11 protein-coding genes and 1 pseudogene are annotated in these 13,741 nt (G+C 63.1%); 9 read left to right on the top strand and 3 right to left on the bottom strand.

Annotated features, from left to right (window positions below; translation table 11 throughout):
* The 8 genes and pseudogenes from BTM36_RS08360 to BTM36_RS08330 all read left to right on the top strand — a co-directional run.
* Positions 1-81: pseudogene (locus BTM36_RS08360) on the top strand (ABC transporter ATP-binding protein); the annotation flags it as partial.
* Positions 82-358: 277 nt separating this feature from the next.
* On the top strand, positions 359-4,057 hold the full coding sequence (putA, locus tag BTM36_RS08355) for a trifunctional transcriptional regulator/proline dehydrogenase/L-glutamate gamma-semialdehyde dehydrogenase (RefSeq protein WP_077235892.1): 3,699 nt from the start codon (positions 359-361) through the stop codon (positions 4,055-4,057).
* A gap of 221 nt (positions 4,058-4,278) precedes the next feature.
* Positions 4,279-4,815, top strand: coding sequence for an ATP-dependent protease subunit HslV (gene hslV, locus BTM36_RS08350; RefSeq protein ID WP_077235891.1), 537 nt, complete (start codon positions 4,279-4,281; stop codon positions 4,813-4,815).
* A 78-nt stretch (positions 4,816-4,893) separates the two neighbouring features.
* The gene (hslU, locus tag BTM36_RS08345) at positions 4,894-6,237 is read left to right on the top strand and encodes an ATP-dependent protease ATPase subunit HslU (protein WP_006464148.1); all 1,344 of its coding nucleotides are present in this window, start codon (positions 4,894-4,896) and stop codon (positions 6,235-6,237) included.
* A 29-nt stretch (positions 6,238-6,266) separates the two neighbouring features.
* Positions 6,267-6,467, top strand: a complete 201-nt coding sequence (locus BTM36_RS08340; RefSeq protein WP_077235890.1) for a hypothetical protein — start codon at positions 6,267-6,269, stop codon at positions 6,465-6,467.
* A gap of 36 nt (positions 6,468-6,503) precedes the next feature.
* Positions 6,504-6,659: a hypothetical protein gene (locus BTM36_RS28295; protein WP_168189758.1), complete on the top strand. Its 156-nt coding sequence runs from the start codon at positions 6,504-6,506 to the stop codon at positions 6,657-6,659.
* A 104-nt stretch (positions 6,660-6,763) separates the two neighbouring features.
* A complete protein-coding gene (locus BTM36_RS08335; protein WP_077235889.1) occupies positions 6,764-7,948 on the top strand; it encodes a porin in 1,185 nt (394 codons plus the stop codon).
* Between the two features lie 610 nt (positions 7,949-8,558).
* The gene (locus BTM36_RS08330) at positions 8,559-10,094 is read left to right on the top strand and encodes an SEL1-like repeat protein (RefSeq protein ID WP_077235888.1); all 1,536 of its coding nucleotides are present in this window, start codon (positions 8,559-8,561) and stop codon (positions 10,092-10,094) included.
* Between the two features lie 21 nt (positions 10,095-10,115).
* On the opposite strand, the gene BTM36_RS08325 is transcribed toward BTM36_RS08330, so the two are convergent.
* From BTM36_RS08325 to cyaY, 3 genes are all read right to left on the bottom strand, one after another.
* Positions 10,116-12,266, bottom strand: coding sequence for a TonB-dependent siderophore receptor (locus BTM36_RS08325; RefSeq protein ID WP_077235887.1), 2,151 nt, complete (start codon positions 12,264-12,266; stop codon positions 10,116-10,118).
* Between the two features lie 217 nt (positions 12,267-12,483).
* Entirely contained in the window at positions 12,484-12,951 is a 468-nt protein-coding gene (gspG, locus tag BTM36_RS08320; RefSeq protein ID WP_077235886.1) for a type II secretion system major pseudopilin GspG, read from the bottom strand.
* Between the two features lie 142 nt (positions 12,952-13,093).
* Complete coding sequence (gene cyaY / locus BTM36_RS08315; RefSeq protein WP_077235885.1) at positions 13,094-13,426, bottom strand: iron donor protein CyaY; 333 nt, start codon at positions 13,424-13,426, stop codon at positions 13,094-13,096.
* A gap of 49 nt (positions 13,427-13,475) precedes the next feature.
* On the opposite strand from cyaY, the gene BTM36_RS08310 reads away from it, so the two are divergent.
* A complete protein-coding gene (locus tag BTM36_RS08310; protein ID WP_077235884.1) occupies positions 13,476-13,706 on the top strand; it encodes a lipoprotein in 231 nt (76 codons plus the stop codon).
* Positions 13,707-13,741: the final 35 nt, after the last annotated feature.

The following is a 13,741-nucleotide window of genomic DNA, read 5'->3' as shown; positions in this document are numbered from 1 at the left end:
GGCCTGATCACCATGGAAGGTGAGGCCAAGCAGATGCTGGATGATCCGCGGGTCAAGGCGGCTTACCTGGGTGAGGGTTGATCCGGACCAGTCTGTCGCGCCGGTGACACCGATGTCAGCAGAACGCCGCATGCCGCAAGGCCTGCGGCGTTTTTTCATGTTCCCGGCCGCGTCGCCTGCACAGGCGCGGCCGGTCTGGATGTTGCGCTTGTTTCGGGCTTCTGTGGAAAATTAAAATTGGTTAAATTATTAAATACAGAATTAAATATTGGCTATATAACTGAAATACAGAATTAATATTGGTCTTTAGCACATAGAATCCGGTTGCCAAAATCCTTCCCATCCTGAACTCCAGACCATGACTACCGTCACCTCTGCCGCGCCTGCGGCCACTGCTTCCAGCCTGCCTTTCGGCGCCTTCCACGCCGAGCTGCTGCCCGCTCCCAGCCCTCTGCGCGCCGCCATCACCGCCGCCTACCGTCGCGATGAGCGCGAGGCCGTGCAATGGCTGTTGCAGCAGGTCCAGGGCGACCCGTCCTGGAAGGAGTCGACCCAGCAACTGGCCCGGAAACTGGTGCAGCAGGTGCGCGAGAAGCGCACCCGCTCGTCCGGCGTGGACGCGCTGATGCACGAGTTCTCGCTGTCCTCGGAAGAAGGCGTGGCGCTGATGTGCCTGGCCGAGGCGCTGCTGCGCATCCCCGATCGCCAGACCGCTGACCGCCTGATCGCCGACAAGATCAGCAAGGGCGACTGGCGCAAGCACCTGGGTGAATCGCCTTCGCTGTTCGTCAATGCCGCCACCTGGGGCCTGCTGATCACCGGCAAGCTGGTGTCCACCAGCAGCGAAAGCGGCCTGACCCAGGCCATCACCCGCCTGATCGGCAAGGGTGGCGAACCTCTGATCCGCAAGGGCGTGGACCTGGCCATGCGCATGCTGGGCAACCAGTTCGTGACCGGCCAGACCATCGAAGAAGCGCTGGAGAACAGCCGTGACAACGAAAAGCGCGGCTATCGCTACTCCTACGACATGCTGGGCGAAGCGGCCCTGACCATGCACGATGCCGATGCCTACTACCAGTCCTACGAGCAGGCCATCCACGCGATTGGCCGCGCCTCCAACGGCCGTGGCATCAAGGATGGTCCGGGCATCTCGGTCAAGCTGTCGGCCCTGCACCCGCGCTATTCGCGCGCCCAGCACGCCCGCGTGATGGGGGAACTGTTGCCGCGCCTGAAGCAGTTGCTGCTGCTGGCCAAGCAATACGACATCGGCCTGAACATCGACGCCGAAGAGGCCGACCGCCTGGAGCTGTCGCTGGACATGATGGAAGTGCTGGTCGCCGATCCCGACCTGGCCGGCTTCGAGGGCCTGGGCTTCGTGGTGCAGGGTTACCAGAAGCGCTGCCCCTTCGTCATCGACTACCTGGTCGACCTGGCGCGCCGTCATGGTCGCCGCCTGATGATCCGCCTGGTCAAGGGTGCCTACTGGGATAGCGAGATCAAGCGCGCCCAGGTCGATGGCCTGGAAGGCTATCCGGTCTATACCCGCAAGGTGCACACCGATCTTTCCTACCTGACCTGCGCGCAAAAGCTGCTGGCCGCGACTGACGTGATCTATCCGCAGTTCGCCACGCACAACGCGCTGACCCTGTCGGCCATCTACCACTGGGCCAAACAGCACCAGATCGACAACTACGAATTCCAGTGCCTGCATGGCATGGGCGAGACCCTGTACGACCAGGTGGTTGGTGCCGACAATCTGGGCAAGGCCTGCCGCATCTATGCCCCGGTCGGTTCGCACCAGACCCTGCTGGCCTATCTGGTGCGCCGCTTGTTGGAGAACGGCGCCAACTCTTCCTTCGTCAACCAGATCGTTGATGAAGCGGTCTCGCTGGATAGCCTGGTGGCCGACCCCATCGAGACCGTGCGCGCCCAGGGCGGCCTGCCGCACCCGGCCATCGCCGTGCCGCAGCGCCTGTATGGCGAGGAACGCACGAACTCAGCCGGCATCGACCTCTCCAACGAGACCCGCCTGCAACAGCTGGACCAGGCCTTTGCGGACATGGCTGGCCGCCAGTGGCAGGCCGCGCCGCTGGTGGCCGGCGAGATTGTCGCGCAGGCTGCACAGCCAGTTCGCAATCCAGCCGACCATCGCGAAGTGGTGGGGCAGGTGATCGAAGCCACGGTCGCCGATGTCGATACCGCGCTGACCGCCGCCACCGCCTATGCGCCGCAATGGCAATCCATCCCCGCCGTCGAGCGTGCCGCCATGCTGGAACGCGGCGCCGACCTGCTGGAAGCCAACATCGCCGAACTGATGGCTCTGGCCGTGCGCGAAGCCGGCAAGTCGCTGCCCAATGCGATTGCCGAAGTGCGCGAAGCGGTGGACTTCCTGCGCTACTACGCCATCGCTTCGCGCCATGACGGCAACGTCCTGGCCTGGGGACCGGTGGTGTGCATCAGCCCGTGGAATTTCCCGCTGGCCATCTTCATCGGCGAGGTCAGCGCTGCGCTGGCCGCCGGCAACGTGGTCCTGGCCAAGCCGGCCGAGCAGACCGCCCTGATCGCCCATCGTGCCGTGCAACTGCTGCACGAGGCCGGTATCCCGCGCGCCGCGCTGCAACTGCTGCCGGGCCGTGGCGAGACCGTGGGCGCAGCCCTGACCTCGGACGTGCGCGTCAAGGGCGTGATCTTCACCGGCTCCACCGAAGTGGCGCAATTGATCAACCGCACCCTGGCCAAGCGCTCGCATGACGATGGCGATGGCAGCGGCGAACACGGCGAAGTACCGCTGATCGCCGAGACCGGCGGTCAGAACGCGCTCATCGTTGATTCGTCGGCCCTGGCCGAACAGGTGGTGCAGGACGTGCTGTCCTCGGCCTTCGACAGCGCCGGCCAGCGTTGCTCGGCACTGCGCGTGCTGTGCCTGCAGGAAGACATCGCCGACCGTACCCTGGAAATGCTGAAGGGCGCCATGGCCGAGCTGCGCGTGGGCCGTCCGGATCGCCTCTCCACCGACATCGGCCCGGTGATCGATGCCGAAGCCCAGCAAAACCTGCTGGCCCACATCGAGCGCATGCGCGGCAGCGCCCGTTCAGTGCACCAGCTGCCGCTGGACCCGGCCTGCCAGCACGGTACCTTCGTGCCGCCGACCGTGATCGAGATCGACGACCTGGCGCAACTGCAGCGCGAAGTCTTCGGCCCCGTGCTGCACGTGCTGCGCTATCGGCGCGATGCCCTGCCGCAGTTGATCGACGCCATCAATGCCACCGGCTACGGCCTGACTTTGGGCGTGCATTCCCGCATCGACGAGACCATCGATTTCGTCGCCCAGCGCGCCCATGTCGGCAACATCTACGTCAACCGCAACATCGTCGGTGCCGTGGTCGGGGTCCAGCCCTTCGGCGGTGAAGGCAAGTCCGGCACCGGTCCCAAGGCCGGTGGCCCGCTCTACCTGAAGCGCCTGCAACGCAATGCGCAGCTGCATGAAGAACTGACCCGCGCCCAGCCCTCGGCGGTGCCCAACGCCTTGCTGGACAGCCTGCTGGATTGGGCCCGCACGCACGGCCATGAACGCCTGGCCGCCAGCGGCGAGCGTTATCACCGCGACAGCCTGCTGCAGCGCAGCCTGGTGCTGCCTGGCCCCACCGGCGAGCGCAATACCTTGGCCTTCGCCCCGCGTGGCCTGGTGCTGTGCGTGGCCGCCAGCGTGGGTACCCTGCTCAACCAGCTGGCCGCCGCCTTCGCCACCGGCAACACGGTGCTGGTCGACGAGGCCACCGCGGCGCTGCTGCCGGCCGGCTTGCCGGCCCCGGTGCGCGGCGCTATCCGTCGTGCTGCCCGCCTGGATGGCGAAGCGCTGCAGGCGGCGCTGGTGGACAGCCACCAGGCCACCGCCTGGCGTGCCAGCCTGGCGCAGCGGGACGGCGCGCTGGTGCCGCTGATCCTGTGCAGCGAAGATACGGCCATCCCGTTGTGGCGCCTGCTGGCCGAGCGCGCGCTGTGCGTCAACACCACGGCCGCCGGCGGCAATGCCAGCCTGATGACGATCTCGGTGTAAGCCTACCCGCCGCGTAGCGGAGTCGTCCCATCCGCTGAGACGGGCGCCCGGACCTTGTGTCCCGGCGCCCGTTTTTCTTGCCGGCGTACAATATTGCTCCCCCTGCGGGTGGTGCGCGGCCGGAATGTCTTGCAATCGGCACGGCCAGCCCCATCTCGACAGGACGTGGGGCGGCCAGGCCTGCCCCGCAGCACCTACGCATATATTGAACAGAGGCAAGCATGGAACAATTTCACGGCACCACCATCCTTTCCGTCCGTCGCGGCAACCAGGTCGCGCTGGGCGGTGACGGCCAGGTGACGCTTGGCAACATCGTCATGAAGGGCAGTGCGCGCAAGGTGCGCAAGCTCTATCACGGCAAGGTCCTGGTCGGTTTCGCCGGCGGCACGGCTGACGCCTTCACCCTGCTGGACCTGTTCGAAGCCAAGCTGGAAAAACACCAGGGCAACCTCATGCGCGCCTCGGTCGAGCTGGCCAAGGACTGGCGTACCGACCGCATGCTGCGCCGCCTGGAAGCGATGCTGCTGTGTGCCGACAAGGAAACTACGCTGGTCATCACCGGCAATGGCGATGTGCTGGAGCCCAATGACGGCATCGGCGCCATCGGTTCCGGCGGCAGCTACGCGCAATCGGCTGCCAAGGCCCTGTATGAGAACACCGAGCTGACCCCGGCCGAGATCGTCAAGAAATCGCTCACCATCGCCGGCGAGCTGTGCATCTACACCAACCTGAACCACATCATCGAGACGCTGGATTAAGGCTGGATTAAGTTCCGGCCCCGGTATCACACCGCGCCCGCTCTCCTGATGAACCGTCACAGCGAAAAGATCACCACCATGAACATGACCCCCAAGGAAATCGTCTCCGAACTCGACAAGCACGTCGTCGGCCAGGCCCGCGCCAAGCGCGCGGTGGCCATCGCGCTGCGCAACCGCTGGCGTCGCCAGCAGATCGAGGAGCCGCTGCGCCACGAGATCACGCCCAAGAACATCCTCATGATCGGCCCCACCGGCGTGGGCAAGACCGAGATCGCGCGCCGCCTGGCCAAGCTGGCCGATGCGCCCTTCATCAAGATCGAGGCGACCAAATTTACCGAGGTCGGTTACGTCGGCCGTGATGTCGATACCATCATTCGCGACCTGGTCGACATCGGCATCAAGCAGACCCGCGAAGTCGAAACCCGCAAGGTACGCACCCGTGCCGAGGACGCCGCTGAAGACCGCATCCTGGACGTGCTGCTGCCGCCGGCACGCGATTTCGGATTCACCTCCGAGAATGGCAGCAGTGGCGAGAAGGACGACAAGAACACCACCCGCCAGACTTTCCGCAAGCGTCTGCGCGAAGGTGCACTGGATGATCGCGAGATCGAACTGGAATTGAACGATGCTGCGCCCACCATGGAAATCATGGCGCCGCCGGGCATGGAAGAAATGACCGAGCAGATCAAGTCAATGTTCTCGGGCATGGGCAACCAGCGCAAGAAGGCGCGCAAGATCAAGATCAAGGAAGCCATGAAGCTGCTGATCGACGAGGAAGCCGCCAAGCTGGTCAACGATGAAGAGCTCAAGCTGAAGGCCATCACCAACGTCGAGCAGAACGGTATCGTCTTCCTCGACGAGATCGACAAGATCGCCACCCGCTCGCAGAACGGCAACGCCGATGTCTCGCGTGCCGGCGTGCAGCGCGACCTGCTGCCGCTGGTGGAAGGTACGACCGTCAATACCAAGTACGGCATGGTCAAGACGGATCACATCCTCTTCATCGCCTCCGGTGCCTTCCATCTGTCCAAGCCGTCGGACCTGATCCCGGAACTGCAGGGTCGCTTCCCGATCCGGGTGGAGCTGGATTCGCTGTCGATCGCCGATTTCGAACGCATCCTGACCGGCACCGATGCTTGCCTCACCAAGCAATACGAAGCCCTGCTGGCCACCGAAGGCGTGAAGATCGAATTTGCCGACAGCGGCATCAAGCGCCTGGCCGAGATTTCGCACACGGTCAATGAAAAGACAGAAAACATCGGTGCCCGACGGCTCTATACGGTGATGGAAAAACTGCTGGAAGAAATTTCCTTCACGGCCGGCGAGGCCGGCGTGGACGGGCTCATGATCGACGGTGACTATGTCAACGAACGCCTCGGTGAACTCGCGGTGGACGAAGACATGTCGCGCTACGTCCTGTAGAAATTGGATAAAAAGCGCGGGAGCTTGCAATGGCCAACAAGACATTGGGAACACGGCAGAAACTAAGTTTTCGTGTCGAACCGTCGCAATCCCGCCCGCGCAATCCGGTTGCCGTGGCAGCCCAGCAGCGCGCCGGTGGTGCGGGCCCACATCGCAAGAATGCATCGGCGCAACGCCAGCAGTTGAAGGCCGAACTGCAGAGCAAACTGGGCGGTAATGACAAGGATTGACCAGCCACTGCAGGGCTGCAGGGAAGATGTATCAAAATGTTAGATTTTGATGAGAGCGCCGGTAGAAATGCCGGCGCTTTTTTCATTGGCGCGGTGCGCTTGCAGATGAGAAGCAGCCGCGCAATGCCAGATGAGGCGATAAAAAAATACAACAATTGCCATTTCAATCTTTCGCTCCCGTCTAAAAAATGACTTGTATCGACCAAGGTGCAGTCATGCGCGACGAGAAGCATTAATGTCTGTCCATCCGACTGCAAGTGCGGATCCTCAAGACTATTTTTAGAGAAGGACGTCACATGAAAAAATCTCTGCTGGCACTCGCCGTTCTGGGCGCGTTCGCAGGCGCAGCACAAGCGCAAAGCTCCGTCACGATCTACGGTATCGTCGATACCGGTGTTGTCTACCAAAGCAAGGTTGCTACCGCCAACGGCGGCACCGGCTCCAAGTTCGGTCTGAACTCGGGCATCATCCAAGGTTCGCGCATCGGCTTCAAGGGTGCTGAAGATCTGGGTGGCGGTCTGTCCGCAGTCTTCAACCTGGAAGCTGGCTTCAGCAATGACACCGGCGGCCTGCAAGGTTCCGACGCCACCACCGGTTCCAACCTGTTCCGCCGCAAGTCGGTGGTCGGTCTGGCTGGTAACTTCGGTACCGTCCTGCTGGGTCGTCAAACCGACTTCGCTGACACCATCTCGGCTTACACTGCCGTGCAAGACTTCGGTGGCTGGGTCAACAACTCCGGTTCCGGTCTGGATCGCCTGCAAGGCACCCGTACCAACAACTCGATCAGCTACACCACGACCAACCTGAGCGGCTTCACCGGTAACCTGATGTACGGCTTCGGCGAGACCGCTGGCCAGACCTCCGCCGGTCAATCCTTCGGCGTTGGCGGCAAGTACGACAACGGTCCTCTGGGTCTGGGCATCAACTACTACCAGTCCAAGGCTGGTTCGACCCCGTCTGACGTTTCGCTGATCCCGGCAACCTCGACCACCGCCAGCGTCAACACCCTGTCGGCCAACGCTGGCAGCTCCGCTCAGAAGGTCCTGAACGTGGCAGCGTCCTACCAGTTCGGTCCGGCTCGTGTGTACGGTAACTACTCGCGCGTGAAGCAAGACCTGAACACCCAGGCCAACCTCACCGCCGTCGGCGTGGGCTCGCTGACCACCGTGACCAACCGTACGCTGGCCCGTTCCAACAAGGCTGACATCTACGAAATCGGTACCGCTTACTCGCTGAGCCCGTCGCTGAAGCTGCTGGCAGCAGTGGACCACACCCGTGCTACCTTCGACGGCGTGGGCACCAAGGCCAAGCTGACCCAGGTCAGCCTGGGTACCGACTACTGGCTGTCCAAGCGTACCGACCTGTACGCCTTCCTGGCTTACACCAAGGCTAGCGATCTGGTCAATCCGGGCGTCTCCGACAGCACCGGTAACGATGGCAACCAAGGCGCCGTCGCCGTGGGTATCCGCCACAAGTTCTAATGTGAATGAGCAGCGTCGTCGACTTTGACGACGCCTGCCGATCCACAATCGGACTAGCAGTAATAGCAGTAATCAAAGCGCCGCATGAGTTTCATGCGGCGCTTTTTTCATGCTTTTCGACGATTTCGCTTTTGTTAGTTCTCTGTTTCTGTTTCTTACATTTTGCAACAATAAAAATCAGGTCGTAAAAACATCATGTTTGCTTCGCATTCGACTCGGTTTCGCTTTCCACAGGAGGGCTGCAGGTGGCCCGGAAACCCCGTTTGTTGTGCCGCAAAATACTCGCCTTTACATCGCCAAATCCTGACGAAACCCTGACTGGTGGCCGATCTTGATGACTGTAAAGAAAGCGTAATAAGCCTTCCTGTTTGCGCACTTTTCCGCGCCGCACTGCTCTAATATTCGCCATACATTTTGATGCTTGCAGGAATCACCTCCCGACCTCATGTCTGACGACGGGTCACTTGCAGCATCACCCTTCACGCTCTGATAGCGGCATCAATTTCTAAGTTTTTGGTGCATTCGGAACCGACGCAGCTTTCTGCGCCGGAGGGGATTTCTTTTTCCCGGATTTTGTTTGCAGTCGCAAGCGCAACAGAAAGGAAGCAACATGGCCACAAGAGAAGAGCTGGCAGTCATCAAGGCGGCCCGTGCCGGAGAATCGCGCGCACAACTGGCTCTGGGTCGACGTTATCTCAATGGCGGCAGCGGTCTGCCGCGCAGCAAGGGCACTGCGTTCTATTGGCTGCGCCGCGCCGCGCAGCAAGGCGTGGACGATGCCTGGATGATCATCGGCCGCAACATCACCTATGAGCAGGTCAAGGACCTGTCCTCGCCCCAGGAGGCCGCGGTCTGGTACGAAAAGGCCTTCGAGGCCGGCGTACCGCAAGCCGGCCTGATCTTTGCCCGGCTGGTGCTGGAGCATACCGATCAGTTCGACAGCAATGCCCATGCGCGCGCCATTGCCGCGCTCTCCCTGCTGGCCAGTCGCGATGATCACCAGGCCCAGTGGCTGCTGGCGCAGCAGATGCAGCGTCACGGCCAGCCGGTGGTGCCGGGTGCGGCTTCCTCGGCAGTCGAAGAAAGGCTGATGCAGGAAGCCGCGCGCGCCGGTATCGAGCAGGCGCAGTACGCACTGCTCGACAAGGCCTGGCAACAGGGTGAGGGCGAGGCCTTTGCACGTGGTGCACGGCCACTGGTGCAGCGACTGACGGAGCGCAATAGCGCTGCCGTCGGCCAGCTGGAGAAGGAATCCGATGCCACCGGCCTGGTGCAGTTGAGCCCCGAGGAGGCCACGCTGCTGCTGCGCTACGGCCAATGGCAGGCGCGCGCGGCGCAACCCGATCTGCAGGAATTGATGCGCCTGTTCGAACTGGCCGCCGTGGCCGGCGAGAACGAGGCCCGGCTGGAACTGGGCCTGCTGTGTGCCAAGATCGACCGCCAGGGACAGCGCGTGTTCATGGAACAGGGCCTGGCCAACTTCAAGAAAGCCCTGCACTGGCTGGTGCTGGCGGGAGAAGGCGGCAGTGCGCCCGCCTGGCATGCGCTGGCACGCATCTATTCGCGTTCCATCTATTCGCAGCGCAATCTGCAGGTGGCGCAGCAATATCTGGAAAAGGCGGCCGAGGCCGGCCTGACCGAGGCGCAGGCGGAGCTGGCGCACATCTTCTGGCGCAATCGCCGCGACGACCCCATGCATGACGTCAAGGCCTTGTACTGGTGGCAACAGGCTGCCGCCCGCGGCGATGCGGAGTCGGCCGAGGCGCTGCTGCCGTTCCAGGCGCAGGAAGATGCGCAGGACTGGGCGGTGCAGGCGCGTGCGCAGTTGAGCGAGCGGCTGCGCAACAGCAACCCCTTCCTGAGTGCGCGCATCGAACTGGCGGCCATCTTCGGCCTGACCAAGCCGGAAGCGCTGCTCATCGACATCAAGCAGGCCGATTACGGCCACTGCCTGGTGGTCGACATCTGTGCTCATCATGCCCGCAGCAAGCGGCGCCTGATCGCGGTGCAAAGCGAGGCGCAGCGCGCTGCGATCAACCGCGTCAGTCGCCTGTTCGGCGACGTCGACTGCGGCTTCAGTGGCCCGGAAGGCAATTATCGTCAGCGCCAGTACCGCCTGCGTACCGCCTTTCCCGAAGCCGCCTGAGGCGATGTGCTTGCGCTACGCCTACATGTGGTAGCGCAGGCTCAGCGCGACGTTGCGCGGGGCGCCCGGCAGGCTCAGGTTGGGGCTGCTGCCGTGGCCGGAGATGATGTAGCCGGTGTTGAAGATATTGCCGACGTTCAGTTGCAGCTCATAGCGGGTCGTGCGGTAGGCCGCCATCGCATCGGCGGTCACGTAGCCGGGCAGGGTGACGGTGTTGCCCGGGTTGGCGAAGCGTGCCCCCACGGCATTGGCGCCACCGCCGACGATGAAGCCCTCGCCCAGTTCCTTGGTCAGCCACAGGTTGGCGCTGTGACGCGGCGTCAGGGTGGCATTCTTGCCCTTGAAGGGTACACTGCCGGCCGCCGTGACGCTGGTGTCGAAGGAGGATGACTCGGTGATCACCGCATCCAGGTAGGCGTATCCGGCCAGCAGTTTCCAGCCCTGCTTGAGGTCGGCACTGAAGGTGAATTCGGCGCCATCGGTGCGCTGCTTGCCGACCGGCACGATCGTATTGTTGGGCAGGGTCGACTTGATGTTGTCGCGCTCCAGGCGGAACACCGACACGGTGGCGCTGGCGCGACCTTCCCAGAAATCATATTTGGCGCCGACTTCCGTATTGCGCGTGTTTTCCGGTGCCAGGTCGGCGTTGTTGGTGGCCAGCGCGAAGTTCTCACCCGAGGGCTGGAAGGAGCGGCTCCACGAGAGGTAATAGGATTGCGTCTCGCTGGGTTGCCACACCAGGCCGGCACGCGGACTGTAGGCGGTATCGGTGCGCGACAGGTTGCTGGGCACGCCGGCGGCCGACACCAGCCTGGCCTGCTGGCGGAAGCTGTCGTGGCGCAGGCCGACCAGCGCCTTCCACTGCGCATTGAGGGTGATGCTGTCCTGCAGATAGGCGGCAAAGGTGTCATAGGTGCCGTAGGTCAGCGATGGCGCGGTCACCCGGTCAGGATTGACCAGCGGCAGCACCGGATTGAAGATCGAGACCGGTGCCACGCCCGAGGTGCCACCTGCCACGGCCACGCCGCCGTAGGTAGCGGCGTCCTTGCTCTGGCTGCCCACCTCCACCCCATAGAGGATTTCATGACGGGTCTGGCCCAGCGTCAGCTTCTGCGTCAGCTCGCTCTGGTTGAACCAGCCGTTTTCATCGCGCACCAGCTTGGCATGGTTCAGGGCCATGGTGCCGTTGGTTTCGTTGACGTTGCCGTTGATGTTGGTGTTGTTGCGGTTGAGGTGGTAATCGTAATAGCGCAGGCCGTTGCGGAAGGAAAACTCGTCGTTGAAACGGTGCGTGAAGGTCGCCGTGGTGGACGCCACGCGTGACTGCACAAAGTCGGCGTCGCGGGCATTGCGCGCACCGAAGTAGGTGCCGGGGTCCACCGCCACCGGACGTCCACGATAGGACGGGATGCCGAAGTCCATGACGCGCCGGTCTTCCAGGTAGTCGGCCTGCAGCAGCAATTTGGTATCGGCCGAGAAGCGCAGGGCCAGGGAGGGCGCGATGGCCTTGCGGTCGATGAATTGCTGGGCGCGATAGCTGTCGCCACGTTCCAGGGCGCCGGTCAGGCGCCAGGACAGTGCGCCGTCGCCGGCAGCGCGTCCCAGGTCCAGCTCGGCGCGTCGACCGGCGGTGCTGTTGGCGGTGATGCCGACGTCGCTGATATCCACGCCCGGCTTCTTGCTCACGCGGTTGATCAGGCCACCAGAGGAGCCGCGGCCATACAGCACGGCGGCCGGACCCTTGATCACTTCCACATTTTCCACATTGGACAGGTCGCGGAAATACAGCGCGTCATCGCGGAAGCCATCCACGAACTGGTCCCCGATGGCGGTAAAGCCGCGGATGAACACCTGGTCGCGCTGGCCGTCGCCGGTGGACAGGCCCAGCCCGGGCACGTTCTTCAGGACATCCTGCAGCGAGGCCGCATTCTGGTCGCGGATCACCTGGGCCGGCACCACGTTGATGGTCTGCGGCACGTCGCGCAGCGGAGCTTCGCTCTTGGTGCCGCTGACCGCGGTCGGCGCCACATAGCCGTCATTGGTGCGGGCACCGCTGACTTCGATGGCGGGCAGGGAAGAAGCGGATTCCTGCGCCCAGGCCAGGGAGGACAGGGAGGAAAGGGAGCAGGTGGCCAGGACGGCCAGGTGCAAGGGATGCAGGCGGAAATTCATTTTATTCTTCACAATGAGTTCGATTAATAGGAATAATTATTATTCGTATTAAATGATGATTGTAAGAAGATGTAAATAGAAAGCTGCATACTTGCCATGTGCTCCCATCAAATGGGAATGACAAGGCCAGTGCGCCCGCCCGCGAGGGCAGGGTCACATCGTGTAATTCAGGAAATCAGGGAATCAGGTAAAGGGCCAAGCGCGAGGGCGCTCGGCTTCAGTGCAGGTGGATGGCCTGTTCGCCATCGGCACCGCCATCCGGGCCGGCCTGGCCGAAGGAATACAAGGAATAGCTGGTGCCGTCGTCGTCGGCCTCGTACTGGTAGGAATTGCCCCAGGGGTCGCGTGGCAGGCGGTCGACATAGCCGCCGATGGCCCAGTTGGCCGGCACCGGTGCCCGCGTGGGCTTGATCACCAGCGCCAGCATGCCCTGCTGGGAGGTGGGGTAGCGGCCGTTATCCTGGCGATAGCGGTCCAGGCCGCTGGCAATGGCCTGCATATCCTTTTCGGCCGCCATGGCTTGCGGGCTGTGGTCATGGTTGAAGCGTGCCACCAGCGGCGGCAGTGCCAGCGCGGCGGCCACCGCCAGCACGGTCAATACCAGGATCCAGCGCAGGCGCGCCAGGCCGCGCTGCAGGAACAGGAAAGCAGGATGTTGCCGCGAGGGCAGGGAAGAACGGCGCATGGAAGCGGCTGGCTTGGTCAAGGGAGCAAGGGGACAAGGAGACGATAGGAAGTCAACGCTGCGCAACACCGGCTTGCGCACAGACGAGCGAGGTGCCGCCCACTGCCGATACCGACGGCGGCGGCCCGGCACTGGCCTGTCATCAGGGCTGCAGGGTCACCGGCACGCCGGCCTGACTGCTGACCACTTCTGACAACGTGGCATAAAACTCGCTGCCATCACGGGTGTTGAGCCAGTGCTGGCCGTCGAATTTGTAGTGGAAGCCGCCGGAACGGGCTGCCAGCCACATTTCCTGCATCGGGGCCTGGCTGTTGATGATGATCTTGGAGCCATTGCCGATGCACTCGATCTCCAGCACATTGCCGCTGCGGCTGCATTCCACGTCCAGCTCGCTGGCGTCGCAGGCGTCTTCCAGCGCCGTCTCGATGGCGTTGAGGGTGGCATCAGCCAGGTCCAGGAATTCCGATTCGGTCATGCTACACTCCAAGGCATTCTAAGATTTCGATGTAATCCGACATTTTATCGTGAAGTCACACTATTCTCCCGTCCGTCGTGCAGCTTCCCTGGCCCTCTGTGCCGCCGCCCTGATGCTGGCTGGCTGCGGCCAGAAAGGTCCGCTGTACATGCCCAAGGTGCCGCCCGACCCGTTTGCGCATACCCAGCCCAAACCGGCGGCCCCGCAGCCGGACACCAAGGCTGGCGCGCAGCAGGGTGGCGACGTGACCCCGGCGGCAACTGACGCCCCCGCCAAATAGGCCTTCCCGCTGCGTGACCCCGAGGGGCCGCGCAG

This window comes from Herbaspirillum sp. VT-16-41 (genome assembly GCF_001994935.1).
Taxonomy (GTDB): domain Bacteria; phylum Pseudomonadota; class Gammaproteobacteria; order Burkholderiales; family Burkholderiaceae_D; genus Herbaspirillum; species Herbaspirillum frisingense.
Note: the sequence above shows the minus strand (reverse complement) of the source record. Positions and strands in the feature narration are given on the sequence as shown.